At 69.7% G+C, this 26,397-nt stretch carries 24 protein-coding genes and 1 pseudogene; 5 read left to right on the top strand and 20 right to left on the bottom strand.

The window, feature by feature from the left end:
* Window positions 1-72: 72 nt before the first annotated feature.
* On the bottom strand, window positions 73-3,510 hold the full coding sequence (locus SK571_RS23620) for an nSTAND1 domain-containing NTPase (RefSeq protein ID WP_319986266.1): 3,438 nt from the start codon (window positions 3,508-3,510) through the stop codon (window positions 73-75).
* Between the two features lie 85 nt (window positions 3,511-3,595).
* Between SK571_RS23620 and SK571_RS23615 the strand changes: the two genes are divergently transcribed.
* On the top strand, window positions 3,596-4,849 hold the full coding sequence (locus SK571_RS23615) for a hypothetical protein (protein WP_319986265.1): 1,254 nt from the start codon (window positions 3,596-3,598) through the stop codon (window positions 4,847-4,849).
* A gap of 9 nt (window positions 4,850-4,858) precedes the next feature.
* On the opposite strand, the gene SK571_RS23610 is transcribed toward SK571_RS23615, so the two are convergent.
* From SK571_RS23610 to SK571_RS23600, 3 genes are all read right to left on the bottom strand, one after another.
* On the bottom strand, window positions 4,859-6,136 hold the full coding sequence (locus SK571_RS23610; protein ID WP_319986264.1) for a glycosyltransferase: 1,278 nt from the start codon (window positions 6,134-6,136) through the stop codon (window positions 4,859-4,861).
* On the bottom strand, window positions 6,133-8,346 hold the full coding sequence (locus SK571_RS23605) for a glycoside hydrolase domain-containing protein (protein WP_319986322.1): 2,214 nt from the start codon (window positions 8,344-8,346) through the stop codon (window positions 6,133-6,135). The genes SK571_RS23610 and SK571_RS23605 overlap by 4 nt, the downstream gene beginning before the upstream one ends.
* Window positions 8,347-8,450: 104 nt before the next feature.
* The gene (locus SK571_RS23600; protein ID WP_319986263.1) at window positions 8,451-9,020 is read right to left on the bottom strand and encodes a TetR/AcrR family transcriptional regulator C-terminal domain-containing protein; all 570 of its coding nucleotides are present in this window, start codon (window positions 9,018-9,020) and stop codon (window positions 8,451-8,453) included.
* A gap of 53 nt (window positions 9,021-9,073) precedes the next feature.
* Here SK571_RS23600 and SK571_RS23595 point away from each other — a divergent pair, with 53 nt between their 5' ends.
* Complete coding sequence (locus SK571_RS23595) at window positions 9,074-10,342, top strand: FAD-dependent monooxygenase (protein WP_319986262.1); 1,269 nt, start codon at window positions 9,074-9,076, stop codon at window positions 10,340-10,342.
* Here SK571_RS23595 and SK571_RS23590 read toward each other — a convergent pair.
* Both SK571_RS23590 and SK571_RS23585 read right to left on the bottom strand, forming a co-directional pair.
* Window positions 10,229-10,778, bottom strand: a pseudogene (locus tag SK571_RS23590) (MmyB family transcriptional regulator). The gene SK571_RS23595 and the pseudogene SK571_RS23590 overlap by 114 nt on opposite strands.
* A gap of 326 nt (window positions 10,779-11,104) precedes the next feature.
* Window positions 11,105-11,926 carry a GH12 family glycosyl hydrolase domain-containing protein gene (locus SK571_RS23585; protein ID WP_319986261.1) on the bottom strand — a complete coding sequence of 274 codons (822 nt, stop codon included), beginning with the start codon at window positions 11,924-11,926 and terminating at the stop codon, window positions 11,105-11,107.
* A 228-nt stretch (window positions 11,927-12,154) separates the two neighbouring features.
* Between SK571_RS23585 and SK571_RS23580 the strand changes: the two genes are divergently transcribed.
* Window positions 12,155-12,430, top strand: coding sequence for a hypothetical protein (locus tag SK571_RS23580; protein ID WP_319986260.1), 276 nt, complete (start codon window positions 12,155-12,157; stop codon window positions 12,428-12,430).
* A gap of 25 nt (window positions 12,431-12,455) precedes the next feature.
* Here SK571_RS23580 and SK571_RS23575 read toward each other — a convergent pair whose 3' ends face one another.
* The 6 genes from SK571_RS23575 to SK571_RS23550 form a co-directional block, all read right to left on the bottom strand.
* Window positions 12,456-13,367 (bottom strand): carbamate kinase, encoded by a 912-nt coding sequence (locus SK571_RS23575; protein ID WP_319986259.1) that lies wholly within the window; start codon window positions 13,365-13,367, stop codon window positions 12,456-12,458.
* Window positions 13,367-14,359 (bottom strand): ornithine carbamoyltransferase, encoded by a 993-nt coding sequence (gene argF / locus SK571_RS23570; protein WP_319986258.1) that lies wholly within the window; start codon window positions 14,357-14,359, stop codon window positions 13,367-13,369. Before argF ends, SK571_RS23575 begins: the two co-directional genes overlap by 1 nt.
* Window positions 14,360-14,372: 13 nt before the next feature.
* The gene (locus tag SK571_RS23565) at window positions 14,373-15,617 is read right to left on the bottom strand and encodes an arginine deiminase (protein WP_319986257.1); all 1,245 of its coding nucleotides are present in this window, start codon (window positions 15,615-15,617) and stop codon (window positions 14,373-14,375) included.
* Window positions 15,614-16,987, bottom strand: coding sequence for an APC family permease (locus SK571_RS23560; RefSeq protein ID WP_319986256.1), 1,374 nt, complete (start codon window positions 16,985-16,987; stop codon window positions 15,614-15,616). Before SK571_RS23560 ends, SK571_RS23565 begins: the two co-directional genes overlap by 4 nt.
* Before the next feature lie 209 nt (window positions 16,988-17,196).
* Complete coding sequence (locus SK571_RS23555) at window positions 17,197-17,817, bottom strand: CBS domain-containing protein (protein WP_319986255.1); 621 nt, start codon at window positions 17,815-17,817, stop codon at window positions 17,197-17,199.
* Window positions 17,818-17,825: 8 nt separating this feature from the next.
* The gene (locus SK571_RS23550) at window positions 17,826-18,512 is read right to left on the bottom strand and encodes a CBS domain-containing protein (protein ID WP_319986254.1); all 687 of its coding nucleotides are present in this window, start codon (window positions 18,510-18,512) and stop codon (window positions 17,826-17,828) included.
* A gap of 259 nt (window positions 18,513-18,771) precedes the next feature.
* Between SK571_RS23550 and SK571_RS23545 the strand changes: the two genes are divergently transcribed.
* The gene (locus tag SK571_RS23545; protein WP_319986253.1) at window positions 18,772-19,767 is read left to right on the top strand and encodes an Acg family FMN-binding oxidoreductase; all 996 of its coding nucleotides are present in this window, start codon (window positions 18,772-18,774) and stop codon (window positions 19,765-19,767) included.
* Window positions 19,768-20,120: 353 nt separating this feature from the next.
* Here SK571_RS23545 and SK571_RS23540 read toward each other — a convergent pair whose 3' ends face one another.
* Entirely contained in the window at window positions 20,121-20,423 is a 303-nt protein-coding gene (locus SK571_RS23540; protein WP_319986252.1) for an HPF/RaiA family ribosome-associated protein, read from the bottom strand.
* A complete protein-coding gene (locus SK571_RS23535) occupies window positions 20,423-20,563 on the bottom strand; it encodes a hypothetical protein (RefSeq protein ID WP_319986251.1) in 141 nt (46 codons plus the stop codon). Before SK571_RS23535 ends, SK571_RS23540 begins: the two co-directional genes overlap by 1 nt.
* 148 nt (window positions 20,564-20,711) lie before the next feature.
* On the opposite strand from SK571_RS23535, the gene SK571_RS23530 reads away from it, so the two are divergent.
* The gene (locus tag SK571_RS23530) at window positions 20,712-21,263 is read left to right on the top strand and encodes a DoxX family membrane protein (RefSeq protein ID WP_319986250.1); all 552 of its coding nucleotides are present in this window, start codon (window positions 20,712-20,714) and stop codon (window positions 21,261-21,263) included.
* Window positions 21,264-21,360: 97 nt separating this feature from the next.
* Here the strand turns inward: SK571_RS23530 and SK571_RS23525 are convergent, their stop codons facing one another.
* The 6 genes from SK571_RS23525 to SK571_RS23500 form a co-directional block, all read right to left on the bottom strand.
* Window positions 21,361-21,504, bottom strand: a complete 144-nt coding sequence (locus SK571_RS23525; protein WP_319986249.1) for a hypothetical protein — start codon at window positions 21,502-21,504, stop codon at window positions 21,361-21,363.
* Window positions 21,505-21,563: 59 nt separating this feature from the next.
* A complete protein-coding gene (locus SK571_RS23520; RefSeq protein ID WP_319986248.1) occupies window positions 21,564-22,157 on the bottom strand; it encodes an Rv1733c family protein in 594 nt (197 codons plus the stop codon).
* Window positions 22,158-22,248: 91 nt separating this feature from the next.
* The gene (gene ppk2, locus SK571_RS23515; protein ID WP_319986247.1) at window positions 22,249-23,040 is read right to left on the bottom strand and encodes a polyphosphate kinase 2; all 792 of its coding nucleotides are present in this window, start codon (window positions 23,038-23,040) and stop codon (window positions 22,249-22,251) included.
* A complete protein-coding gene (locus tag SK571_RS23510) occupies window positions 23,040-25,565 on the bottom strand; it encodes a cation-translocating P-type ATPase (RefSeq protein ID WP_319986246.1) in 2,526 nt (841 codons plus the stop codon). The genes ppk2 and SK571_RS23510 overlap by 1 nt, the downstream gene beginning before the upstream one ends.
* Window positions 25,546-25,941 carry a CBS domain-containing protein gene (locus tag SK571_RS23505; RefSeq protein ID WP_319986245.1) on the bottom strand — a complete coding sequence of 132 codons (396 nt, stop codon included), beginning with the start codon at window positions 25,939-25,941 and terminating at the stop codon, window positions 25,546-25,548. Before SK571_RS23505 ends, SK571_RS23510 begins: the two co-directional genes overlap by 20 nt.
* On the bottom strand, window positions 25,938-26,387 hold the full coding sequence (locus SK571_RS23500; RefSeq protein ID WP_319986244.1) for a universal stress protein: 450 nt from the start codon (window positions 26,385-26,387) through the stop codon (window positions 25,938-25,940). Before SK571_RS23500 ends, SK571_RS23505 begins: the two co-directional genes overlap by 4 nt.
* Window positions 26,388-26,397 lie beyond the last annotated feature (10 nt).

Genomic DNA, 26,397 nt, shown 5'->3' with positions numbered 1-26,397 from the left:
TCGAACGGGTTTGTGCACCGCCATTCGTAGGGGTCCTGGTGTTGTCCAGCAGCAGGTCACCGCCCTGGCCAATCAACAGCGGCCAACGCGGGCGCCGCAGATGCGGGCGATCACGGCGTCCGGGTCGAGGTCCCACCTGATCACGCGGGGGTCGGCACCGGTGGACGCCAGCGTGTCGCCGTTGAACGCGACGGAGTTGACCGGGCCGGTGTGGCCGGTCAGCGTGGCCACCTGCTCGCGGGTTCCGGTGTCCCACAACGTGATCACCGTGTCGCTGCCGGCGACCGCGAGGCGCGTTCCGGTGCCGTTGAGCGCGAGTTCCCGCACCGCACCGCGTTGACCGGGCAGGGTCGCGCTCTGCCGGCGGGCCGCGACGTCCCAGAAGATCACCGCGCCGCCGGCGTCCCCGGTGATCAGCGTCCGGCCGTCGGGCGTGAACGCGATGTCCCGCAACGCGTTCCCGAGCTCACCGAGAACCGCGAGCTCACGGGAGTGCTCGACGTCCCAGAGCACGATCCGGCCGTCGTTGCCCCCGGAGGCCAGCACCGCGCCGTCCGGGCTGAAGGCCAACGCCTCCACCGCGGCCGTGTGCGCGACCGGGAAGTTGCGCGGCGGCGCGTCGGAAGCCGGGTCCACCAGCCTGATCGTGCGATCGGCTCCGCCGGAGGCGACCAGGTTCCCGGCCAGCACCAGGCTGGTCACCGGACCGTCGTGCTCGGCGATGGTGCGCACCGGTTTTCGCGACTCCAGGTCCCACGCGGTGACCGCGCCGTCCTCCCCCGCCGACACCAGGGTTCCGCCGGGGTGGAACGCGACCGACTTCACCGTCGCGGGCGCGTCGAGCTCGGTGATCAGCGTCCCGGACGGGTCCCAGACCTTGATGGACCTGTCCGCGCCACCGGTCGCGATCCGCCCATCGGCCGCCGTGGCCACACCGAACGGCGGAGCCGCGTGTCCGGTGAACGCGGGCAAAGCGACCTGCCACACGCTCACGCTGTCGTCGCCTCCCGCGGCCAGCTTCGTCCCGTCAGGGCTCAGCCCCGCCGCGAAGAACGCCCCGGTGCGCGAGATCAGCCCGGTCAGCCAGCCGCCGTCGGGCACCGACCACCACCGCACGCTGCCGTCGTCGGCCGCGGACATCAGCATCCGGCCGTCCGGCCCGAACCCGACGGACCTGATCCCCGCGGTGTGCCGCCGCAGGAAACTCGGCTCTCCCCCTGCCCGCAACACGACCTGGCTGTCCGCACCACCACTGGCCAGCGCACCGCCATCCCTGTTCAACGCCACCGCGAGCACCGGTCCGCGATGGTCCTGGTGGAGCTGCTGCGCGCCCGTGGCCCGGTTGTGCACGAGCACGCCGTTCTGCCCGGCCAGCGCGACCAGGTCACCGCCCAGCGCCACGTCGTGGACCTCTCCGAGGGAATGCGGGATCCGCATCACCTCCCGGGCGCCTTCCCACAGGATGACCGTGCCGTCCTGCGACGCGGACGCCATCAGCCGGCCGTCATCGCTGTAGGAGATGCTGTTGATCCGGCCGTGCGCCACGGAAAGGACGTGTGCGGCGACGTTCGTGTTCAGGTCCCACAACACGATCTGCTCGTCCTCACCACCAGAGGCGAGCTCCGGAGCGGAAGGGTGGAAGGCCAGCGCGCGCACCGGCTTCGAGTGCTGGGTCAACGCGATCGGCGCAGCGGTCCCGGAAGGCGAGCGGACCAGCACAGATCGATCGTCCCCCGCGGACGCCAGCAGCGTGCCGGCCTGGTTGAACGCCACCGCCCGCACCGCACCGCGGTGGTCCTTCAGCAACACCCGCGGCGGTTTGTAGGCGGCGGTGCTCAGCAACGCACCGCGCGCCTCGATCGTCGGTGACGTGCGGAAAGCCTGCACGGCAAGGGCTTCGGCCGCGTCCGGCCACGACCCGCTGAGGTCCTGGGCCTGCAACGCGAGCTGCCGGGACAACGCGACCTCCTCCCCCGCAACGGCAGCACGGCGCTGGACGACGGCGACACCCGTGATCACCAGGCACGCCACCAGCGAAACGGCCAGGGCTTTGACGAGGGTGCGCAACCGCCGGGACTGCCGCCGGATGTCCGCACGTTCGGCGGTCTCCTGCGCCTCGCTCGCCGCGACGAACTCCCGTTCCAGCTGCGACAACGCGACCGGCGAGTCCGCGGCCAGCGACCGCGCGACCTCCAGCCGCACACCTCGGTACACGGCACCGGAATCGCGGTCGACGGCGTCCCAGGCGTGCGCGGCCGTCGTGAGGTCCTGGTGCTGCTGAAGGCGTTCGCGGTCTTCCTCGAGCCACGTCCGCAGCCGCGGCCAGGCCCTGGTCAACGCCTCGTGCGCCAGCTCCACGCTGCCGTCCGCGACCACCACGAGCCGCGCGGTGACCAGGGCGTTCAACGACGGGCCCATCACCTCGTCCAGCGCCACCCGCCGCCGCAGGTCGTAGGCGCCCTGACCGGGCTGCACCAGGCGGAGCAGCAACGAACGAGCCGCGGCCTGATCAGCGGACCCCAGCTCCGTGAACGCCTGCTCGGCGGTCGCCGCGATCGCACCGGACACCCCGCCGCTCGCCTGGTACCCGGCCAGGGTGAGCCTGTTGTTCTCCCGTCTTCGCCACGTCTCCAGCAAAGCGTGCGACAGCAACGGCAAAGCGCCCGGCTGACCGTGCGCGTCGACCACCGCCGCCGACACCATGTCCGGTTCGACCTTCAGCCCGGCGGAGGTGGCGGGCTCGACGACGACCCGCCGCAACTCCTCCGGCGTCATCGGCCCGACCAGCACCTGCGCGTCCCGCAGCGCCGTGACCAGCGCGGGGATCGCCGCGCACCGGTCCAGGAAGTCGATCCGGCAGCCGATGACCACCTTGGCGTCGCACGACAACAACGCCGCAACGAACGCGTCGCGCTCGTCCGGGTCGGCGCACAGCGTGAACGTCTCCTCGAACTGGTCCACGACGACCAGTCCCGGCCGGTCCGCGGTCCTGGCCGTCAGCTCCCGCACCGGGTGGGCGGTCGGCGTCAGCACGACCGGCGACAACGACAGCGCGGGCACCAGACCGGCCCTCAGCAACGACGACTTCCCCGATCCGGACGCCCCGAAAACCCCCAGGAACGACCGCTTCCCCACCTCCCCCACGAGATGCTCGACGAGCTCCTCACGCCCCCGGAACAGCGACGCGTCCTCGGGCTGGAACGCCGCGAGGCCGAGATAGGGAGCGCTCTCGTCACCCGGCGCGAGGACCTCGGCGACCACCTCCCGCCACTGCCGTTCCCAGTACTCCGCATCCCCCTCGCAGGCTTCGACGTACCCGAGCGTCACGGCCAGCGTCGGCAGCTGCGTGCCACCCGCCGCCTCGGACAACGCCGTGGACGAGAAATGAGCCCTTCTGGACAACTCCCGGTAACTCGGGGATCCGGCCTTCTCGCGCAGCCGGCGCAACTCCCACGCGAAGCGCTGGACCGGGCCTTCGTTCGGGTCGAGCGGACGTTCTGGCCGTCCCACCCGCACCTCCTCTGTTCGACTGCGAATGATTGTCCAGGCCGATCAACCGTTGCTGGACAACTCCCTCCGCACCAACGTGGACGCCGTGAAACGACTCGGGTTCATCGTCGCGATGTTGTTGCTGGCAGCGGGCACTCCGGCCACAGCAGCGCCCAACCAGATCACGGAACGGGACGGTTCCGCGTTCTCGCTGACGCCGGACTGGTCACTGGACACGCAGGCCGCGGGGCTCGCGTCCGCGCTCGGTTCGCGCCTGCCGGTGTCGGACGTGCTGGCGGCGGCCAACCGGTCCACGAACGACTGCTCCACCAGTCGCAAGCAGGCTCAGCCGGAGTACTACGACCGCACGGACATCCCGTTGCAAGCAAACCAGATCCTGCGCAGCAGCGACCGGTTCTGCTGGGACGACAGCGACAGCAAGGTGTCCTACTGGGTGCCTCAGGGCGTGACCGGATCGTCCGATGCGGACGACGACGGCCAGTGGGGACCGAACAAGGTCATGGCCGTGAGTTGGCACTACGACACCGCGAAGGCCGGGACGCCGACGGACCACGGGGCGCGGCTGTCCCTGGTGGACCGGGTGAGCGGCAAGTACCGGCACGTGCTGCTGGTGGAGCCGACCAGCTCGTCGAACTTCCGCGCGGTGCCGATCCACGCGGGCGGCCTGGCCTGGCTGGGGCGCTACCTGTACGTCGCGGACACCTCGCGCGGCCTGCGGGTGTTCGACATGGAACGCGTGCTGGAGGTGGCCACCGACCAGGACGACGTGATCGGCAAGAGCGGCAGCAAGTACTACGCCTACGGCTACCGCTACGTCGTACCGCAGGTGGCGACATACCGGCAGGCGATCACGCCGCCGTCTCCGTGCGTGCCCCAGCCCAACGCGCTGTGCTACTCCTCGCTGGCGCTGGACCGCAGCACGACGCCGGACACGCTGGTCGTCGGTGAGTACCGGGACGGCCGCAGCACCGACCTGTCCATCGACGGCGGCCGCGTCGTGCACTACGACGTCGACGCGTCCACCCGCAAACTCGCGGTGTCCTCGGGCAAGGCCGTGCCGAGCAGGGCGGTGACCACGCCGAAGAGCAACGTCCAGGGCGCGCAGACGTGGCAGGGCGACTACTACCTGGGCCGCAGCTCAGCCGACAAGCACAGCTTCATGTTCGCCGGGTCCGCGGACATGAAGACGTACAGTTGGGCGGTCGGCGGCGAGGACCTCTACCACGAGCACGGCAGCGGTCTGCTGTGGACGGCTACCGAGCACGCCTTCAACGCCGCGGGCACGTTGATCGACAAGCGGATCGTGTTCGCCGTCCCGCTCGCCGGGATCGCCCCGTGACACCCAGGTTCATCCCGTCAGGACGACAGCTGGGTCGGACGTGGCGAAGAGGCTGTCGAACACCCGGACACGGTCGAAGGACAGGGCGTGCTCGCGTGCCCGGTCCGCCATGAGCTGCCGTTCCTCGGCTGACATGTCGAACACCACCCGGTCGATCTCGGCGGCGATGTGGGTGGTGTTCCCGGCCTCGACGAGGACGGCCGTCCCGCCCACCGCTTCGCCGACGCCTCCGGTGGTGGTCGTGATCACCGGCCCGCCGCCCGCGAGCATCTTCTCGGTCAGCGCGATGCCGAAGGTCTCGACGAAGTCCGGTTCGGGCTTGGTCGGCAGCGCGTACACGGCGCAGCCGTTCATCAGCAGCGGCTTTTCGTCGTCCTCCACGTCGGTGAGGAAGAGGATCCGGTCGTCGTGCTGAGTGATCGCCCGGAGGTGCTCCAGTTCGGGACCGTTGCCGGCGATCACGAGCTTCAGCCGTGACCGCGCCTGGCACTGGCCGAATGCGTCCACCAGGTCGTAGACGCCTTTGGCCCGTGTCACCCGGGACAGGAACAACACGTACCCGTCGCGTTCCAGGCCACGGCGTTTCAGGGCGGCGTCCACGAGCGCCGGATCGAGGTCGACGTATGCCGAGGTGTCGATCGGCGGGTAGCTGACCGATATCCGGCGCACGCACTGGCGGGCGAACCTGGTGCCGCAGTGCGTGTCGACGGCCTCCGCGCAGGCGATGATCTCCTGCCTGGTGTACTCCGACACGGCGATCACCTGGTCGTTGGCGAGGAACCGGGTGAACAGGACCACGGCTGCCCCGAATCGCCTCTCGCGCAGGCACGAGCGGATCACGTTGGTGACGTCCGAGCCGACCGCCTTCGCGATGGTGTGGACGTCAGGTGCGTAGCCGGCCGCGCGTGCCGCGTCGACCGCGTCGCGCACCACGGCGTCGTGGGGAGCGAGGTACATCGACACGCAGGTGGTCGGGACCGGCTCGGCGAGCAGTTCGACCAGGCGTCCCGTCAGCCCGGCCAGGTACCGGCCGTCGGGTACCCGGTAGTCGCCGACCGGCTCGGGCCGCTCCACGGTGATGCCCTCGCTGTAGGGCATGATCCGATCCAGCGGCTTGAGCGGCAGGCCTGCCGCCTGCAGCACGGGTATCGGCCAGGTCAGCAGCCGCACGTCGTCGAAGCCGCGGGTGAGCGCGGCCTCGGCCAGGTTGCGGGCTTCTCCGGAGTGACCGCAGATGACTGGGTCGGCCCGGACCACGATCACGAGACGGCGGCTTGGCCTGCTCATGTGCGAGTCCCCTTTCCGAGCGGGTCGGACACCGATGGCGGCAGGATCCTGCGTCCCCACTCCGAGGGGTGCGGGCCGAGTTCGAGCAGCAGCCGGCCGCCGGCGTGGACGTCGGATGCGCGCAGGTGCGCCGCGTCCAGTGGTTTGCCGTCCAGCCGGGCGGACTGCACGTACTGCGGCGGCGGGTCCGCCTCCAACCCGTCGGAACTGATGGACGTCTCGCGGTGTCCACGCGTCTCGATGACGAAGTCGCGATCCCCGAGGTGCAGGGTGGCGTGGCTGAAGGCAGGCGCGTTGACGAGGAACAGGTTCTGCCCGGCGACCGGGAACAGACCGAGCGAGGCCCAGACGTACCAGGAACTCAGCCCGCCCGAGTCGTCGTTGCCCGGCAGGCCGCCGGGACCGGTGCCGAACTGCCAGGTCAGCGCCGCGTGCACGATCTCGGCCGTGCGGTCCGGCCGAGCCGCGTAGTGGTAGGACCACGGCGCTTCCATGTCCGGCTCGTTGTTCAGCCCCTCGAACCGGTTCAGCAGGTAGCCGGCCGCCATCTCCGCCGCGTCGGGCCGCTTGCCGGGCTGCGCCACACGCGGGGCGCCGTAGCCGAAGAACGCGTCGAGTGTGCTGACGAAAGCCTCGTTCCCACCGACCATCGCGATTCGCGCGGCCATGTCGTGCAGCAGCCGGAACGAGTAGTTCCACTTGCCGCCTTCGTAGAACGACGAGTCGAGGAGCAGGCCGGTGTCCGGGTCGAACGCGTTGGACCACAGGCGGCTTCGCGCGTCGAGGTCGTCAGCGAGCTGGACGTCGTTCAGTGCCCTGGCGACGCCGGCGGTGCAGTGGCAGGCGTAGGCGAGGTCGAGCGTGTGCGAGATCGGGTGCACGACGCCGTGCTCGTAGAAGTCCTCGCCGTACATCCGGCGCAGGTCGTCGTACATGTGCACCAGCGCCCAGGTCCAGTCCAGGTCGCCCAGGCCGAGGGCGTGCACATCGGCCAGCGCGGTGTGGACCAGCGCGCTCGCTTGCCGGAAGAACCTGTCCGCGCCGCGGGCCATCCGATATCCGATGGGGAAGTTGCCTTCCTCCTCGCAGACCCGGATCAGCGACTCCAGGAGATCGACCGCCCGGTCGGGGCAGATGGCCATGAGCAACGGCAGCTGGGTCTTGTAGATGTCCCACATCGTGCAGATGTCGAACACGAAGGGCCCGGAGGACGGCCAGAACGGGCTCTCGTCGTCGGCGAAGCACGGCTTGATCAGGGAGTGGTACAGGGCCGTCGCGAACACCTGCCGCCTGGCGGGTGACCCGCCCTCGACCACCACCCGTCCCACGTGGTCGCGCCACCGGGCCTTGGTCTGCGCCCGGACGACGTCGAACGCCGGCCGCCCGTCACCGCATTCGCGGTACAGGTTCTCCCTGGCCTGTTCACACCCGCGCAGGGAGAACCCGATCTGGATCTCGACGCTCTGCCCGGCGGTGGTGGGGCCCATGTAGAGCATCCCGAACGGGCGCAGCGTGGTCTGCCTGATGCGGTCGAAGTCGAGCCGCGTGCCACCCTCGATCAGCCGGCGGTCGTGCCAGAGCATCTGCCGCCAGCCCGGACTGTCGACCCTGATGTACACCGACAGCGGCACGCCTTCGACGACCACCGTTCCCTGGGCGCGGCCGTTGCCGAGGCTTTCCACATGTGCCCGCAGCGGCACTGTGCGGCCGAGGTCGATGGCCAGCCCGCCGCAGGACAGGTCGACGACGATCCGTGCGCTGCGGTGCTCGGGAAAGACGTATCGGTGGACGGCGACCTTGGCGCCGACGGTGACCTCGCATCGAATGCCGGTGTCTAGGGCAGCCGCGTAGTACCCCGCTTCAGCGGTCTCGTCGCGCAGCGGCCAGGCCTCGCCGAGGACGTCCAGCGGCTGCACCATCGGCGTCACCCGCACGTAGTTGTAGTACTTGCGTATCGCGCCGGTGCCGGACTGCTGGAAGTGGGTGAAACCGGACGCCTGCGGCCGGTCGAACAGCTCCTCCGGCTGGCCCTCGGTGTTCTTCGCGTAGAGGCCGTACCCGGTCGGATAGGCACCGGAGTAGGCGCAGGCGGACACCATGCCGAGAGGGGACGTCGCGCCGGGGTGGGTGTTGCCGACCTGCGCTTTCGGCCACCACCAGGTGGCCGCCAGCCCCTGCGCCGCAGGCAGTGAGGTGGCAGCCGTTCCGATGAAAGGATCGATCTCGTCGAGGATGACGAGACACTATGTGAGCGCGGGCACCGCGTTGGTTTCAGCGATATGAACATGTGGCCGGGTCCGCGGAAGTGGACGCGTCAGCGGGCGAGCAGCTTGGCGATCCCGAACTCGAACCGCGCGTCGAACGACTCCTCGGCGAGGAAGGGAAGAACGCGCTCCAGTGACGGCCGTTCCCCGACGGCGAGATCGCCCGAGCCGTGGGGCAGCGCCTGCTCCTCCTGTGCCAGGCCGAGGATGAAGTAGATGACGCTCCAGCACGTCCACGCGGCGTCGCGAGCGGACAGCCCGCCGTCCAGCAGTGCGGCGACGAGCGCTTCCGCCGTGTCCAAAGTGGCCGGTTCCGCCGCGTAGGTGCCCGCCACGACAGCGGCGCCGTCGCGGTGTGCCAGCAGCGCCTGCCGATAACGGCGCGCGATCTCGGCGGCCCGGTCGCGCCAGTCCTCCGGCAGGCCGTCGAGGGAGACGCCGGCGACGATCGCGTCGGCCATCAGCTCTTCCAGCCGCGCCTTGGTCTTGACGTGCCAGAGGACGGTGTTCATCCGCACGTCGAGCTTCTGCGCGATGGCGCGCATCGACACCGCCTCGGCGCCGCGCTCGTCGAGGATCTCCAGCGCGGCCCGCACCACGTCCGTTTGACTCTTGGTCACTGACCTAGTCTACTCGACCACGAAGCATTGGTCAGTGACCAAGGGAGAGAGTCATGCACGACGTCGTCATCGTGGGCGCGGGGCCGACCGGGCTCTGGCTGGCAGGAGAGCTACGGCTCGGAGGGGCCTCGGTCGTGGTGCTGGAAACGCGGCCGCGGCGGGACGAGAACTCCAAGGCGCTCACGATCCACCCCCGCACGATCGAGATCCTCGACTGCCGGGGAGTGGCGGAGCCGTTCCTGGCGGAGGGCGTCCGGATCCCGAACGGGCACTTCGGCGGGCTGTCCGACCGCATGGACTTCTCCGTGCTGGACACGCCGTACCCGTTCACGCTGGCATTGCCCCAGGCTCGCACCGAGGAACTGCTCGAACAGCGCGCCGTCGGCACGGGCGCGGTGGTGAGACGGAGTTGCCGGGTGGTGGGCCTGTCATCTGAAGGGGTTGAACTGGCTGATGGTGAGATCGTCGCCGGACGCTACGTAGTGGGCTGCGACGGCACGCGCAGCACCGTGCGGGAGGCCGCGGGCATCGACTTCCCCGGCACCGACGCCACGACGTGGGGGTGGCTGGGCGACGTCGTCCTCGACGCCCCGCCCGAGCGCGGGTTCGCCAGCGTCACGGGCCCCGGCGGTGGCCTGATGATCGTGCGGCTGCCGGGTGGCGTGCACCGGATCGTCGGCGGCGACCCGGCCACGAACCGTCCCGACTGGCCCGGTGACCTGACGTTGGACGAGCTGCGCGCCACCGTCGAGGCGATCGCGGGTACCGACTTCGGCATGCGCGACCCCAAGTGGTTGTCGCGCTTCGGCAACGCCACCCGGCAGGCCGCCGCCTACCGGTCCGGCCCCGTCCTGCTGGCAGGAGACGCCGCGCACATGCACTTCCCGACCGGCGGGGTCGGCATGAACGTCGGCATCCAGGACGCGCACAACCTCGGCTGGAAACTCGCCGCCGTCGTCACCGGCCGCGCGGACGACGCGTTGCTCGACACCTACCACTCCGAACGACACCCGGTGGGCGCCGACCTGCTCCGGCACACCAGAGCTCAGACCGCTTTGGTGACGGCGTACTCGACCGAGGGGCAGGCGTTGCGAGCGGTCGTGAGCGAGCTGATCGCGTCCGCGCCGGACATGTCCAAGGTGCTCGCCGAGCGGCTGTCCGGCCTCGACGTCGCCTACGCCACCGGCAGGCGTGTGCGTGACCAGCGGCTACCGGACGGCGGCACGCTCTTCGCACGGCTGCGCGCCGGCGGTCACGTGCGCACCGACGCGGGACTCGTGCGGCCCGACGGGCATCTCGCGCAGGGCGTCGTCGTCTGCTGAACCGGCCGCGGCGGTGAGGGCGGTCAGGGCGAGACCGGTGTCGGCGGTCAGGGGCATGGTCTCGAAGTCGAGAGTCAGCTCGCCGACGACGGGGTGGCGGAACTTCTTGGTGCCGGTGCGGTGCAGCCGTACGTCGTGAGCAGCCCAGCGAACGCGGAAGTCCTCGCTGCGCGCTCAGCTCGCCGAACAGGTCGGACAAGGCCTTGTCGGAGGGGTTCCGCCCTGCTTCCGTGCGCATCATCGCCACGGTGTCGGAGGCGATGCGGTCCCACTCGACCCAGAAGTCGCGGGCGCGTGGATCGAGGAACGCGAAGCGGGTGTGGTTCGCCGGACGGGCGGGGTCGTCGACTATGGGCGCGTATAGCGCCTCGGCCAGAGGGTTGACGGCGAGGACGTCTCCGCGGCCGTTGCTCACGAACGCCGGGATGTCGGTCATCAGCTCCAGCAGGCGCGCCACGCTGGCCGGATCTGCGGGGCGGCGGGTTCACGCCGGGCGCGCGTGGCGGAACCGGGCGTCTGCAAGTACTACCAACTCATGATCATCGAGCGCATAACTACCACCAACCGGGCTGTTCGCAGTCTTGAGAGCGCTCCCGCAAGTGATCTTAGGCCGCCGCGTCGACCGCACTGCGGTCAGTCGCCTGCCGCACTCCCAGGAAGAGTCCGCCACGAGCATCTGAACAGCCGTAATACCAAACCGATCGGCATTGCGCCTAGGCCCACGCGAACTCAGGCGGGTGTGCAGGTGATCGACACCATTGGTCACCTCCCGGGCTTCCGGTCGTCCACGGAGACGGAGAAGTTCTCGATGGCGTTGCCCGCACCTCCACGCCACAGGTTGAACCCGGCCTCGACCGCGATCAGGTACCAGTCCGGCGAGACCAGGCCGCGTCCGACGGAGTCCCCGGTGAACGCGCTGATGTCGAGGTCCTTGACGGCGGTGGCCTCACCGACGCGTTCGTAGGTGATGCGCACACGGCCCTGGTCACGTGCCAGCCACACGTTCCACCGGGCATCCGAGATCGGCACCTCGCGGGCCAGCAGAACCCCTCCTGGCCGGACACCGCCGACACCGCGGAGCCAGATCACCACCTCGGCACCGTCCGGCGTGCCGTCGGCGACGGGTCCGCTGTGGAACCACACCACGTAGGCGGCGTTGAAGACCCCGGCGTCGACCTGGCTGCTGACCCAGTCGCTGGTGACGCGAGGCATCGCCGACACCTGCACCGGCAGGCCGCCGACATCGGTGCACTCGTGCCAGTGACAACCCCTGACCAAGGAGGGAGTGGCAGCAGGAGCGCCTTCCGGTGACACGTCGTGCTCGGCGCTCTCGATCCGCAACGACTGGTCCCCCACGGTGATGCACTGGGGCGTTTCGGCGTTCCACACGTTGTTCTGGGCGAGGTAGTCCGTCCCACCGGCCGGAGCGACGCCGTCCCTGGCGCAGAGGGAGAGGGTCGAGCCCGCCGCGGGCCCCACGTTCGACAGGACCAGGCCGACGAGCGCGGCGATCAACGCTCCGCCCAGTCCGAGCGCCACGAACGCGCCGGCGACGCGGAAGGCGATGTGAGCGGCGGGATTCATCCGTGCTCCTCCTTCGATGGCCCGAAGACACCGGCACGTCGGTGCGCGACGCCCTGCAGAGGGATACGCCTTCCCCGGCGATGGAGTTCATCCCGGCTCGCGAGCTGGGGCGCGAGCGACACCGATCATCGGCACGCGGTCCCTGTCACATCGGGACGTTGTGCCCTGGGGCGAGTGCTCCGAGCGACGCAAGATGCGTGGGTTCCCACGGCCCACAGGAGGCTCGCGGTGCACCAGACCCGCGATAGACGCACGCCCGTCTCGCTCGCCCGGTACTTCGACAGCGTCGTGGACGCCCTTGCCCGCGAAGGCATCGACGTCGCCCAGGTGGTGCTGGAACTCACCCCGACACGTCCGATGCGCGGCCAGGTGGTCACCGGGCGCGGTCCGGTGCTGCGCTGGCGCGAGGACCTCGGGTGGAGCAACGGGATCAGGACCACGAGCCCGGCCGCACACCCCGGTGAGGTCGCCGCGCTGCTCGAACAGCCGCCCGGACGAGGATGAGCCGCAGCTCGCCGATCCTGCCTTGTCAGGTGACCGGCTTCTGACTGATCGACGTGCCGGCGTCTCCTCGGACAAGTGCTTCGGCGTCCGTGAGCGCACCGATGGCCGCGACCGATCCCGTGGCCTGCACGAACCGCCGGCACGCCTCGATCTTCGGTCCCATCGAGCCGGCGGGGAAGGTCAGGTGCTCGAGTTCCTCCAGGTCGAGATGACGCAGCGGTTCGGCGTCCGGCATGCCGTAGTCGGTCATCACGGCGGGCACGTCGGTCAACAGGACCAGGCGGTCGGCTTTCAGCGCGATCGCGAGTCCGGCTGAGGTGAGGTCCTTGTCGACGACCGCCTCAACGCCCCGCAACTGTCCGTTGTCGACCACCGGTGCGCCTCCACCGCCTGCGCAGACGACGACCGTTCCCCCGGCCACCAACTGCTCGATGGACTCCTGTTCGACCAGCCTCACCGGCTCGGGGGAAGGCACGACGCGACGCCAGTGCGGGCCGTCGGCGGCCGTGGTCCAGCCGTACTGCTCGGCCAGCCGGTCGGCCTGGGCGCGCTCGTAGACCGGTCCGATGAACTTGGTCGGCGCGTCGAAGGCCGGATCAGCGGCGTCGACGACGGTCTGGGTGATGACGGCGAGGACCGGCTTGCGAACGCCCGCGTTGCGCAGCGACTCGGCCAGCCAGTAGCCGATCATGCCCTGGGTCTCGGCGCCGAGGGTGTCGAGTGGATACGGGCGGGTCAGCGACGGATCGGCCTCGCTTTCGAGTGCGAGCAGGCCGATCTGAGGGCCGTTGCCGTGGCACACCACGAGTTCGTGTTCGGCGGCCAGCGGCGCGAGTGCTCGCGCCGCTGCTTCGACGTGGTGGAGCTGGACGGAGGCGTCGGCGCGTTCGCCGCGCATGAGCAGGGCGTTGCCTCCGAGTGCGACGACGATGCGCATCAGGAGGCCAGTCCGGCGACGATGACCGCCTTGATGGTGTGCAGACGGTTTTCCGCCTGGTCGAAGACGACCGAGGCGGGGGACGAGAAGACCTCGTCGGTGACTTCGGCGCCTTCAAGGCCGTACTGCTCGTAGACGCGGCGGCCGACCTGGGTGGTGCGGTCGTGGATGGACGGCAGGCAGTGCAGGAACTTCGTGGTGGGCTTGCCGGTGGCCTTCATCAGTTCGGCGGTGACGCGGTAGGGCGTCAGCAGGGGCACGCGGTCGTTCCAGGCAACAGGTGAGTCACCCATGCTGACCCACACGTCGGTGTAGATGAAGTCGACGCCGGCCACCGCCTGTTCGGGGTCCTCGGTGACGAGCACGCGGGCGCCGCTCGTCGCAGCCAGCTCCTGGGCCTTGGCGATCACGCCGACCGGTGGCTGCAACGCGGAGGGAGCGGCGATGCGCACGTCCATGCCGAGCAGGGCGCCGGTGACGAGCAGCGAGCGGGCGACGTTGTTGTGGCCATCGCCGACGAAGGCGAACTTGATGTCCTCGACCTGGCCGTCGAAGTGCTCGGTCATGGTGAGGACGTCGGCGAGCATCTGGGTGGGGTGCCAGGAGTCGGTGAGGCCGTTCCACACGGGCACACCGGCGTGCTCGGCCAGCGTCTCCACCGTCTCCTGGGCGAAGCCGCGGAACTCGATGGCGTCGAACATGCGGCCGAGGACCTTGGCGGTGTCCGTGACGGACTCCTCGCGGCCCATGTGGGAGCCGGTCGGGTCGAGGTAGGTGACGTGGGCGCCCTGGTCGTGGGCGGCGACCTCGAAGGCGCAGCGGGTGCGGGTGGAGCTCTTCTCGAAGACCAGGGCGATGTTCTTGCCCGTCAGCAGCGGGTGTTCGGTGTGGGATGCCTTGGCGCGCTTGAGTCCGCGGGCCTGGGAGACGAGGTCGAGGAACTTCTCCTTGGTGAGGTCGAGTTCCTTGAGCAGGGAGCCGGGGTGTCGCATCGAGATGGTCCTTTCAGATGCCGTCGCGCTGGATCGGGCAGGTCATGCAGCGGGCGCCGCCTCGGCCGCGGCCGAGTTCGTTGCCGGGGATGGAGATGACCTCGATACCGTGGTCGGCGAGCATGGTGTTGGTGACGGTGTTGCGTTCGTAGCCGACGACGACGCCGGGTGCGAGTGCGAGGAAGTTGTTGGCGTCGTCCCACTGCTCGCGTTCGGCGGCGCGAGCGTCTTCGTCGGCGCACAGCACGCGCAGCCGGTCTGTGCCGAGCAGGTCGGAGATGGTGGCGAACACCGAGGTCCGCTCTTGTACCCGCAGGCCGGCCGAGCTGCGCTCGACGACCTCTTCCGCGTCAGCGGGTGTGATCACCCATGTCCTGAGCGTCTCGGGGTCGAGGCCGGGGTATCGGATGAACGTGTCCAGATCGAGCATCGTCATGACCGTGTCGAGGTGCATGAGAGCGTGTGAGCGAGGCAGCTGCACGGCGATCACAGAACTCGCCTGGCCGGTGCGGAACAGTTCGCGCGCCAGGATTTCCACGCCCATCGGGGTGGTCCGCTCCCCCATGCCGATCAGCACGGTGCCGCGGCCGAGGACGAGGATGTCGCCGCCTTCGAGCGTTGCGGGCTGGTGGCCGGCGTCGTCGGCGCCGTGGTAGACCGGGAACATCGCGTCGGCGAACAGCGGGTGGAACCGGTAGATCGCCTGGCAGTGCAGGGATTCGCGGCGGCGAGCGGCTTTCGCCATCGGGTTGATGGTGACGCCGCCGTAGATCCACGCCGAGCTGTCGCGCGGGAAGAGCGTGTTCGGCAGCGGCGGCAGCACGAAGTCGTCCAGACCGAGGCTGTTCCAGCGCAGGCTGGGCGCGCCGAGCGGTGACAGGTCGGCTCGGGTCACGCCCCCGACCAGAAGCTCGGCGAGCATCGGGGCGTCGACCTTCTCCGCGAACTCGCGCACGGGGCCGACCAGCGTCGGTCCAAGCACTTCCGGTGTGCACACGCGGTCCAGCACGAACGCCCGCGCCTCCGGCAGTGCCAGCGTCTCGGCGAGCAGGGTGCCGGTGTGGTGCACGGTGATCCCGCGGTCACGCAACACCGAAGCGAAGACGTCGTGTTCCTCCTGGGCCTTCGAAGCCCACAGGACGTCGTCGAACAGCAGCTCGTCGCAGTTGCGCGGGGTGAGCCTGCTCAGTTCGAGCCCTGGACGGTGCACGATGACCTGGCGCAGCGCGCCGACTTCGGAACCAACGCCGAGGTTCACGACTTCACCTCGCCGTACTCACGCTGGCCGACCTTGAGCCAGATGTAGAGCGGCACGCCCAGCAGCAGGCAGATGACGCCGTAGTAGACGGCCTGGTAGCCGCTGCCGGCCAGTGCCCAGAAGGCGAAGGCGAGAGCGAGGATCGAGACGGTGCAGTCGCGCACGAGGTGCGGCCATTCGGCTTTGCGGCCGCGGACCAGCAGCCAGTACAGCTGTGCGGCGGCGCTGAACAGGTACGGCACGACGGCGGTGAACACCGACAGCAGCACGAGCGTCGTGAAGACCTGCTCGAAGTTGGTGTAGCTGACGACCACGAGCAGCGAGGCGAGCACGGTGGAGCTGATGATGCCGAAGCTCGGGATGTCGCGGCGGGTGCGCAGGAACGCCTTCGGGAACAGCTTGTCCTTCGCCGCTGCCATCGGCATCTCGCCGATGATCAGGGTCCAGCCGACGAGGCAGCCGATGCCGGACACCACGGCGGCGATCGCGACGGCCTGACCGGCCCACTGGCCGCCGAAGATGGCGTTGGCGGCGGCGGTGAACGGCGCCGAGGTCTCGCGCAGCGCGTCGTTCGGCACGGTGCCGAAGACGGTGAGCGTGCCGAGGACGTAGATGACCGCACAGCCGATCGTGCCGAACACGGTGGCCCGTCCGACGTTGCGCTCGGGATCGCGGACGCGGCCGGCTGCCACGGAGGCGGTCTCGATGCCGATGTAGCTGAACAGCGCGATCGCGGCCGCGGCGGAGATGGCGCCACCGATCGACGTCCCGCTGGCGTTGAACGGGCCGAAGTTCGCCGACTTCACGAACACCAGGCCGACGGTGGCCATGAACAGCAGCGGCACGATCTTCAGCACCGTGAAGACGATCTGCGTGACGGCCATGTTCCGGAGTCCGGACAGGTTGACCAGAGCCGGAATCCACAGGCCCGCCAACGCGATGACGATGGACCAGCCGACCTGGTGGTCGGTGTTCACGAACACCTCGACGTAGCCGACCAGCGCCACGACGATCGCCGCGTTGCCCGCCCATGCGGTGATCCAGTAGCACCAGGCGTTGAGGAATCCGGCGAACTCGCCGAACGCCTCCCGGGCGTAGACGTACGGGCCGCCGGAACCGCTGATGCGCTTCGCCAGTGCGCCGAACGTGAGCGCGAGCGCCAGCGCGCCGATCGACACGAGAACGAACGCCACGAGACTGACCGGCCCGAACGCCGCGAGTGCGGTCGGCAGGCCGAACACACCGGTGCCGATCACCGATCCGACCACCAGAGCGGTCGCGGTGGGCAGGCCGAATCTGGACGGGCGTGGCCGGTCACTTCCCGAACCTGGCCGTGCCACGGCCTCCGGGCCGGCCACGTCTGCACTCACGGGAACTCCTCACTCCGATGTGGACTGTCTCGCTGTGAGCAGCCTGTGCTCCGGTCACCTGATCCCCCAGCACCTCAGGTCTCGTCGCCCGCGGGACCTAAGTCCTCGCTCGGACGGGATGCCGGCGCAGACGTTCTGGCACAGCAGAAAGGCGCCGGGAGGGAGAGGCCGGCGCCTTTCTGCTGTCCTTCCCCAGTTCCTTGCCGCCGTCAACTCCCCGCGCGCACGGGTTCGGCGGTGAACTCGACGTCTGTCACGCCTGCGACCGCGCGGACCAGCACCTCGACCACGTGCCGTTCGGTGGCGCTGTTCCCCTTGTCCACGATGGACACCTTGCCGCCGGTCACCGCGACCTGCCACCGCTGAGCGCCACCGACCACGCCGAGGCGGTTGTGGATCTCGGCCTCGACGACCCAGTCCGCGCGGGTGATGGACCGCAGCATGTCGCGGCGGGTCACGATGCCCGCGAGGTGACCCTCGTGCACGACGGGCACGCTGCGCACACCGTGATCGAGCATCAGGCCGGCGACCTCGGCCAGGTCGGTGTTCGGGCTCACGGTCACCGGGGACTTCGTCATCACCTGGGCGACCACGTCCGCAGGCGCCTGCCTGGCTTCGACGGGTTCGCCGTGCACGAGCCACCTCGGGTCCTGCGGCAGGCGGTTCCGCAGCAGATCGGCTTCACCGACCATGCCGACCAGCGCGCCCGAGGCGTCGACCACGGGCAGGGCGGTGAAGCCGCGTTCGGCGATCAGCCGGGCTGCGTCACGCGCAGGTGTGTCCTGTTCGACGACCACGACGTCCGTCGTCATCACGTCTCGAGTCCTCATGACGCTCCTCAGCCGAAGATTTCGGTCTGACGGGTGTGCGTGGTGTCGTTCCACCCAGCCCGCAGTTGGTTGTGCACGTCCACCACGCCGGGCAGAGCGCGCACGAGGTGTTCGGCGATCTCGACCTCGCTCTGCCGCTCCAACTTCCCGCGCACCGTCACCACACCGTCGGTCACCGCGACGTAGAGCAGGTCGGGGTCGACCCACAGCATCCGGCCGAAGATCTCGTCGCGAATCGTCGTGCGCAGCTCCTCGTCCCCACGCACGAAGAGCTTCAGCAGGTCGCGGCGGGACAACACGCCGACCAGCGTGCCATCGGAGTCCACGACGAAGAGCCTGCGCACGCCGGCCGCGGCCAGTTCGCGGGCAGCCGCGCTGGCGGCGAGGTCCTGCGAGATGGTCTTCACCGGCGACGTCATCACGTCGCGGGCGGTCACACCACTCGCCTGCTCCCAGCGGTGCTTCGTCGCACGGCCCGCGAACACACCGGGCGCGTCTGCGGTGCCGCCGCGGAACTCCTCCTTGGGCAGCAGGTCGGCTTCGGAGACGACGCCGGCCGGACATCCGCCGTCGAGCACGGGGACCGCGCTGATGTTGTTGTCCTCCAGCAGCTGTACGAGGTCCTTGAACGGGCACTCGACGTCTGCGGTGATCACCTCACGTGTCATCAGCGAGGCGACTGTCGGTTCACGCATGACACCCTCCGGCGATCCTCGGTTCGTATGTGACCAAGCCTTGTCGGCGACGCAGCGGTCAGACACCTGCCAAGGACGCAGGCGGGCCGGGACGTTCCGACCCTGTCGCGAGGACCGAAGGACCCTGCGTCCACGCGGGCGGTGCGTTGATGCCGCGGTGAGTTCCTCCGGTCCCGGCCAGGCCGGGACGTAGGGCCCTCTTCAGCGGCCGACCGTGCTGCGAGCTTCAAAGCAGGATTTCAACGTGGAGGTGAGCGGGATGGACCGCGGTCAGCCCGACGAGACGACGGTACGAACGGCAGTGGCGCTGGCAGGACGTGCGCCGTCCGTGCACAACTCCCAGCCGTGGCGCTGGGAAGCCGGTGCGCGCAGCCTGCACCTGTACGCCGACCGCACGCGCGGCCTGCCCGCGACGGATCCGCTGGGCGCCGACCTGGTCATCAGCTGCGGGGCGGCGTTGCACCACCTGCGCGTCGGGCTCGCGGCGCTCGGCTGGAGTGCGAAGGTCCACCGGCTGCCCAACCCCGCCCGGCCGGACCACCTCGCGGCGATCGAGTTCCAGCCGTTCGACCCGAAGGCGTCCCACGTCGCTCTCGCCGCCGCGATCCCGCGCAGGCGCAGCGATCGCCGCGCCTTCTCCTCCTGGCCCGCACCCGACGAGATCCTCCAGCAACTCGTGATGAACGCCCGCGCCGAAGGAGTGGACGCCCACATCGTCACCGGCAAGGCGCACGACGAACTCCTGATCGCGATCGGCAAGGCCGCCGCCGTCCAGGAAGCCGAACCCGCTTACCAGGCCGAGATCCGGCAGTGGAGCGGCGTCTATCCCGGTGCGTCGGCCGGTGTCCCCGCCGCGAACATCCCCGCGGGGTCCCACCAGTACGGCGCCCTCCGGATGCGCGAGTTCGCCCCGGGATCGTTGCAGCAAGGCGGTCCCAGCCTGCTGAGCGAGGACGCGGGAACGCTGCTCTTGCTGAGCACGTCGTCCGACGACGACCTGTCCCGGCTGCGGGCCGGCGAAGCGACCAGCGCGGTGCTGCTGGAAGCCACCGCCGCGGGTCTGGCGAGCTGCCCGCTCAGCCAGCCGCTGGAGGTCGTGGAGACCAGGGAGCTGGTGCGCGACGAGGTCCTCGGCGGCGCTTCGTGCCCGCAGCTCGTGATCCGCGTCGGCTGGGCCGCGTTCAACTCCGACCCGCTGCCCGCCACGCCCCGCCGTCCCGTCGTCGACCTCCTCCGCGACCAGGAGCGGAAGTGACCACCTGCATCCGCGACTTCACCGCGCTCGGCAAGAACGACACCTCCGTCGCCACTGAGCACAAGGGCTCTGTCCACACCCGACCAGCTCAACGATGGTGTTGGTATGACTGAGATTCTCGTTGCTCACGCGACCAGGATGGGTGCTCCGGGGAGATCGCCGAAGCGATCGCCGCACGCATCGGCGCGGAGGAACCCATCACCTTCGGCGGCAGGCTCACGCCGGAAACCGCCGTCGGCTTCATCGCCAAGAAGATGGCGACCGGCCCGATGGCGGGCGATTTCCGGAACTGGGAGGAGATCGACCGCTGGGCGTACACGATCGCCCAGCGGCTCGTCGTGGCGCGCTGCCCCTCAGTTGTGCATCTTCAGCAGCTGGCGGTGCAGGTGGTCGCGGACGGCGTCGATCGCCTCGGTGACGGTCTTCGCCTCCGCCTGCGCCACCACGCGGGTGCCGTTGACGTCGAGGTTCGCGTGCACCTCGACCGTGCGCGGACCGGGGTTCGCGATGCGGACGTGTGCGTAGTTCGTCGGTTCGGGTGCGAACCTGGCGAGCGGGGCGATCCGGTCGTGCGCGTACTGCTTGGCGTCCGGCGAGGTCTGATCGCCGGCATCGACCACGACGTTGGCGATCTCCTGCTGTCCTGCGTGCTTCATCAGTTCTCCTTCAGCCCATGCCCCTGCGGCGCAACGTGATCAGACCGGTCGTCGCGAGGATGACCGTCGCCGCGATCAGCCAGTCGCAGTGCCATCTGCACACCGTAGCCCGAAGCCACCACGCCGAGCAGCGCGAACATCGCCGCCCTGCAACACGTCTCGGCGAGCTGTGGCGCCGGCACCGCCGCGACAGGTCGTGACGTCCCGGCCGGATCAGGACCAAGGGCTGCGTTCGCAGGCGACGTTCCTGACAAGACTCGAAGCAGAAGAACTTCCTGGGAGGTACAGATGTCCGCTGTTCACGCTCCTGCTCGCACCCGAACCGACACGGGTGCCGTGCCCCTCGCGGTGCTGCGCATCGCGACCGGGCTGCTGTTCCTCTGGGCGTTCGTCGACAAGGCGTTCGGTCTCGGCTACGCCACCCAGCCCAAGAACGCGTGGTTCTCGGGAGGCTCGCCCACGAAGGGCTTCCTCAGCCGGGTCGCCGTCGGGCCGTTCGAGTCGTTGTTCCACGACATCGCCGGCGCCTGGTGGGCCGACGTGCTGTTCATGGCCGGCCTGCTCGCGGTCGGCGTGGCGCTGGTGCTCGGCATCGGCCTGCGGATCGCAGCCGTCAGCGGTGCGCTGATGATGCTGCTCATGTGGGTCGCGGAGTGGCCGCCTGCCCAGCACACCTCGACCGGCGAGGCGACGATGTCGACCAACCCGCTCATCGACTACCACGTCGTCTACGCCCTCGTGCTGATCGTGCTCGCGGCCACCGCGTCCGGTGTGACGTGGGGTCTGGCGCGCTGGTGGAACGGTCTGCCGGTGGTCAAGGCGAACCCTTGGCTGCGGTGAAAGACAAGCGAAGTGAGCGAGGGCGCCGCGGATGCGGCGCCCTTTCTCTTGTCCGTGCGGGGTCGGACGACGCGGCGAGCCTGCCCGATCTGCTCGGTCAGCCCAGGCCGCACGGGCCGACGACGACCGCCGTCGTCTCCGACTCCTGCTCCAGCAACCAGGCATCCGCGCTCACCTCGACCCGTGTCTCGAAGTCGAACCCAGGAGCGATCCTCTTCACGGCCGCGGCCGTCTCGTACATCCATCCGTCCACACCGGCCACAACGACGTTCGAACGTCCAACAGGAACGGTGAGGCGTCTCAACGCCCGGTCCAGTCCGGCGCGGTCAGCTCCCACTCGAGCTGCCACCAGCGCAGACGAACCCTCATGCACACGAACCTCACCAGTCCGAACAACAGGGCCATCGAGCCCGCGACCAGTCCCCACAGCATCAGTGCGCTGAAGATCGCGTTGGACGCGGCTCCCTGGTTCGTCATGGGAGGCTCGGTCGGCTCACCGGTCAACTCGATCCAGATTCGCAGAGTCGTGCCGGCCTCGGCGCCGTAGGGCGCCCGAACGACGCCCTCTCGCTCAACGCCGTCAGGAGTGCGCCAGGTCGCGACGGCCTCGGTCGTCTCGATCAGCGCTTCGCTGCTGGCGGCACCGTCCATCGACGGCGCGTCCGCCACGAGCACTGCGTCCACCTGGGTCCGGCTCTTCTGCTCGGCCGCGACGCGCGACTCGTGCGTCGTGTAGATCTCCGAGCCGAACGACGCGGCGACGGGGACGGCGAGCAACGCCACCACGACCCCCAGTGCGAGTACCGCGCCCTCGATCCGGTCGCCGAAGGTGGCGAGCGGGTTGTGTCCGGGGAAAGCCCTGCGGAGCAGCCGGGACAGGGTGTTCGCGATCATGGTGCACCTCCACCGTCAAGACTTCCGGGTGAAGGCGGTGGTCCCCAGGGACCTTGGTCTCGTCACCGATGAGTCCCTGGTCTCGCGGCGTTCAGACCAGTTCGGCGGCGTGGTCCGGCACTTCTCGCTGCAGAGCGCGGGCCGTGCGCTGGTAGCCGCTGGACGGTGGCCGCGCGGGCAGCTTGATCTTCGGCGCGGTGACCTCGTGGTAGTCGATCGTGCTGAGCAGGTGGGCGATCATGTTGATCCGCGCCCGTCGCTTGTCGTCGCCTTCGACCGCGTACCAGGGCGATTCGGCGGTGTCGGTGTGGACCATCATCTCGTCCTTGGCGCGGGAGTAGTCCTCCCAGCGCGTCAACGACTCCAGGTCCATCGGTGAGAGCTTCCACCGCTTGAGCGGGTCGTCGAGGCGCTTGCGGAAGCGGCGTTCCTGTTCGCCGTCGCTGACCGAGAACCAGTACTTGCGCAGCAGTACGCCGTCCTCGACGAGCATCCGTTCGAACTGCGGGCACTGCCGGAGGAACAACCTGTGCTCCTCCGGTGTGCAGTAGCCCATCACGCGTTCGACGCCCGCTCGGTTGTACCAGCTCCGGTCCAGCAGCACGATCTCGCCCGCCGCCGGCAGATGTGCCACATAGCGCTGGAAGTACCACTGGGTGCGTTCTCTCTCGCTGGGCGCGGGCAACGCCACGATCCGGGCGACGCGCGGGTTGAGGTGCTCGGTGATCCGTTTGATCGCCGAGCCCTTGCCCGCCGCGTCCCGGCCCTCGAACGCCACCACGAGCCGGGCGCCGGTGGCCCTCACCCACTCCTGCAGCTTCACCAGCTCGGTCTGCAGCCGGAGCAGTTCCTGCTCGTAGACCTCGCGCCCCAGCTTGCCCATCAGCTGCCCTTCGCGTGACGCTGCCGCCACTTCTCCAGCTCCACGACGACGTACGCCGCCGCGCTCAGCATGAAGACGACGAGCCAGGGCTGCCACCCGAGCGGCGCGGTGTGGAACAGCGAGTTCATGAACGGCACGTAGGTCAGCAGCAGCTGCAGCCCCACCGTGAGCGCGATGCCCACCCACAGCCACCGGTTCGGTCCGGTGCTCGGCCGCCACTTCTCCAGCGACCGGCAGTTGACCAGGTAGGCGATCTGGGCGCCGACGAAGACGTTGACCGCCACCGTCCGCGCGACCTCCAGCGTGGCGCCCGACGCGAGCTGCCAGCGGAACGCGCCGAACGAGCAGGCCAGCAGGATCGCCGAGACGAACACGATGCGGCCGACGAGCTGCCGGGTCAGCAGCGGGAGCGACGGCGGCAGCGGTGGCCGGCTCATCACGTCCGCTTCGCGCGGTTCGAACGCGAGCGTCAGTCCCAGCGCGACCGCGGTCGTCATGTTGATCCACAGGATCTGCACCGGCAGGATCGGCAGCGCCGCGCCGAGCAGGATCGCCGTGAGGATCACCAGGCCCTCGGCCATGTTGGTGGGCAATGTCCAGATGATGAACTTGCGCAGGTTGTCGAAGACCGCGCGGCCCTCCTCGACGGCGGCGCGGATCGAGGCGAAGTTGTCGTCGGTCAGCACCATGTCGGCGGCCTGCTTGGCGACCTCGGTGCCGCCCTTGCCCATCGCCACACCGATGTCCGCGCGCCGCAACGCCGGTGCGTCGTTCACGCCGTCGCCGGTCATCGCGACGACCTCGCCGCCGGCCTGGATCTCCTTGACCAGCCGCAGTTTCTCCTCGGGTGCGACGCGGGCGTGCACGTCGGTGATGCCGAACTCCGCCGCGATGGCGCGGGCGGTGGCCGGGTGGTCGCCGGTGATCATCTTGACCTCGATGCCCGCCGCCTGGCAGGCGCGCACGGCTTCGATCGCCTCGGGCCGCGCCGGGTCGTGCATCGCGACCAGGCCCAGCAGAACCACGTTGCCCCGCAGGGCTTCTTCGGTCAGCTCGACACCTGCCGCGCGGCCGACGGCCAGGACCCGCAGGCCGACGGCGGCCAGCTCCTCGGCTTCGACGCACCGGTCCAGCCCGGCGAGGGCGAGAACCCGTTCGACCGCGCCCTTGACGTAGACCACGTCGTTGGCGTGCCGGGTCGCCATGAACATCCGTTCCGAGCTGAACGGCAGCACGTCCACCCGTTCCGGCACATCGGCCCCGTCGAGACCGATCTTGCGTGCCGCCACGACGAGCGCGGCCTCGGTCGGATCGCCGACGGGAAGCCAGCGTCCGCCGTCCTCGACGATCCGCGCGTCGTTGCACGCGAGGCCGGCCAGCAGGCATTCACGCAGAGCCGCGGTCGGTTCGGGCGTCACGACTCCGGTGGGCTCGTAGCCGATGCCCGACAGCTCATGACGCGTGCTTCCCACCACGACCGCGTTGACCGTCATCGCGTTGGCGGTCAACGTTCCCGTCTTGTCGGTGCAGATGACCGTGGTGCTGCCCAGCGTCTCGACGGCGGGCAGCCTGCGGATGATCGCGTTGCGCTTCGCCATCCGCGCCACCCCGATGGCCAGCGTCACGGTGACCGCCGCGGGGAGGCCTTCCGGAATCGCGCCGACGGCGAGTGCGACGGCGGCGGTGACCATCTCCGCGAGCGGTTCGCCGCGCAGCAGGCCGACCACGACGCTGAACGCCGCGAGACCCAGGATCACCGCGGTCAGGATCTGGCTGAAGCGCGCGAGTTTGCGGGTCAGCGGCGTCTGCACGGTGGTGGTCGTGCTCACCAGCCGGTGCACGCGGCCGATCTCGGTGTCCGCGGCGGTCGCGACCACGACACCGCGCCCGCCACCCGCGGTCACGAGCGTGCCGGAGTAGGCCATGTTGGTGCGGTCGGCCAGCGCGGTGTCCGAGGGCAACGCCACCGGGCTCTTCGCCACCGGCAGGGACTCACCGGTCAACGCCGACTCGTCGACGCGCAGCTCCTTGGTGGTGACGAGCCGGAGATCCGCGCCGACCTGGTCGCCCGCCTCCAGCACGACCAGGTCACCCGGCACGAGCTCCGCGGACGGGATCCGAGCGGTGAGACCGTCGCGCACGACCGTCACCTCGGTGCGCACCATCGCCGTCAGGGCGTCCAGGGCCCGTTCGGCGCGCGCCTCCTGGATGAACCCGATGACGGCGTTGACCACGACGACGCCGAACACCACGGAGGCGTCCACGACCTCGCCGAGCGCGGCGGTGATCCCGGCGGCCACCAGCAGCACGTAGATGAGCGGGTGGTGCAGCTGTCCGAGCAGCCGCACCACCCAACCCGGCCCACGCTGGGTGGGCAGCTCGTTCGGCCCGAGCGCGGCCAGCCTGTCCCGCCACTGGATCGTGGTGAGTCCGGCGGCCTCGTCAGTCTCCGCGATCAGGACGACCTCGGCCACCGGTAGTCCGTGGTGGGCGACGTCCTCGCGGTCAGCCGTGCTCAGCGGCATGGCCCACTCGCAGGTGCGGGTCGTCGTGGCTGAGGGCTCGCAGCACGTCGAGCCGGGTGACCACGCCGATGACCTGGCCGTCGTCGAGCACCGGCACGCAGAGCACCTCGTAGCGGGTCATCGCCTCGAAGAGCGTCGCCACGTCGAACTCCGGCCCGACCGTCAGCTCCGGCTGCGACATGACCCGCTCGACCTTGGGCAGCTCGTCCTCACCGCGGCGGCAACCGGCTCTGGTCACCACACCGAGGAACGCGCTGCCGTCGACGACGGGCAGCATCGTCAGGCCGAAGTCGTCCATCAGCCCCTCGGCGTGGCGGGCGAAGTCGCGCGGCCCGACCGTGACGAGCGGCCGGACCATCGCGTCGGCGGCCTTCATCGCGTGGTCTCCGCGAGCTCGCGGTCGTTCACGGGGATGACGACGATCGGCGCGTGCGCGTGCCGCACGACGTGCATGCTCGTCGAGCCGAGGACGATCTGGCGGATCCGGTGCCCGGTGTGCGAGGCGACGACCAGCATCGCGGCGCCCTCCGAGGTCCGTTCGAGGGTCTCGGCGGCGTCACCGCGCAGGCTCCTGCGGACGATCTCGGGCAGGTCCTGGCGCTGCTCCGACGCCTTCTGCACCGCCTTCTCGATCAGCGCCTCCGACGCTGCCCGCACGCGCTGCTCGGTGGTCTCGGTCCAGTCGCTCAGCGCCTCGAAGGTCCAGGCGTGGACGACGTGCAACGGGCAACCGCGCACGACCGCCTCGTCCAGCGCCCACTCCAGTGCTCGGTCCGACGCGGGCGTTCCGTCGATGCCCACCACGATCGGCTTGGTGCTCATGGCTCTCTCC

Source organism: Lentzea kristufekii, from assembly GCF_033949925.1.
GTDB lineage: Bacteria > Actinomycetota > Actinomycetes > Mycobacteriales > Pseudonocardiaceae > Lentzea > Lentzea kristufekii.
The sequence above is the reverse complement of the archived record's forward strand: the minus strand, read 5'-3'. Positions and strand labels throughout refer to the sequence as shown.

Coding starts and splice junctions, on each gene's coding strand:
- SK571_RS23540 (WP_319986252.1), bottom strand. CDS start 20,423: ATGAAGCACGCAGGACAGCAGGAGATCGCCAACGTCGTGGTCGATGCC.
- SK571_RS23505 (WP_319986245.1), bottom strand. CDS start 25,941: ATGAAGGCCGCCGACGCGATGGTCCGGCCGCTCGTCACGGTCGGGCCG.
- SK571_RS23520 (WP_319986248.1), bottom strand. CDS start 22,157: ATGATCGCGAACACCCTGTCCCGGCTGCTCCGCAGGGCTTTCCCCGGA.
- ppk2 (WP_319986247.1), bottom strand. CDS start 23,040: ATGGGCAAGCTGGGGCGCGAGGTCTACGAGCAGGAACTGCTCCGGCTG.
- SK571_RS23530 (WP_319986250.1), top strand. CDS start 20,712: ATGTCCGCTGTTCACGCTCCTGCTCGCACCCGAACCGACACGGGTGCC.
- SK571_RS23535 (WP_319986251.1), bottom strand. CDS start 20,563: ATGTTCGCGCTGCTCGGCGTGGTGGCTTCGGGCTACGGTGTGCAGATG.
- SK571_RS23525 (WP_319986249.1), bottom strand. CDS start 21,504: ATGTACGAGACGGCCGCGGCCGTGAAGAGGATCGCTCCTGGGTTCGAC.
- SK571_RS23510 (WP_319986246.1), bottom strand. CDS start 25,565: ATGCCGCTGAGCACGGCTGACCGCGAGGACGTCGCCCACCACGGACTA.
- SK571_RS23575 (WP_319986259.1), bottom strand. CDS start 13,367: ATGCGCATCGTCGTCGCACTCGGAGGCAACGCCCTGCTCATGCGCGGC.
- SK571_RS23550 (WP_319986254.1), bottom strand. CDS start 18,512: ATGCGTGAACCGACAGTCGCCTCGCTGATGACACGTGAGGTGATCACC.
- SK571_RS23555 (WP_319986255.1), bottom strand. CDS start 17,817: ATGAGGACTCGAGACGTGATGACGACGGACGTCGTGGTCGTCGAACAG.
- SK571_RS23610 (WP_319986264.1), bottom strand. CDS start 6,136: ATGAGCAGGCCAAGCCGCCGTCTCGTGATCGTGGTCCGGGCCGACCCA.
- argF (WP_319986258.1), bottom strand. CDS start 14,359: ATGCGACACCCCGGCTCCCTGCTCAAGGAACTCGACCTCACCAAGGAG.
- SK571_RS23585 (WP_319986261.1), bottom strand. CDS start 11,926: ATGAATCCCGCCGCTCACATCGCCTTCCGCGTCGCCGGCGCGTTCGTG.
- SK571_RS23500 (WP_319986244.1), bottom strand. CDS start 26,387: ATGAGCACCAAGCCGATCGTGGTGGGCATCGACGGAACGCCCGCGTCG.
- SK571_RS23595 (WP_319986262.1), top strand. CDS start 9,074: ATGCACGACGTCGTCATCGTGGGCGCGGGGCCGACCGGGCTCTGGCTG.
- SK571_RS23545 (WP_319986253.1), top strand. CDS start 18,772: ATGGACCGCGGTCAGCCCGACGAGACGACGGTACGAACGGCAGTGGCG.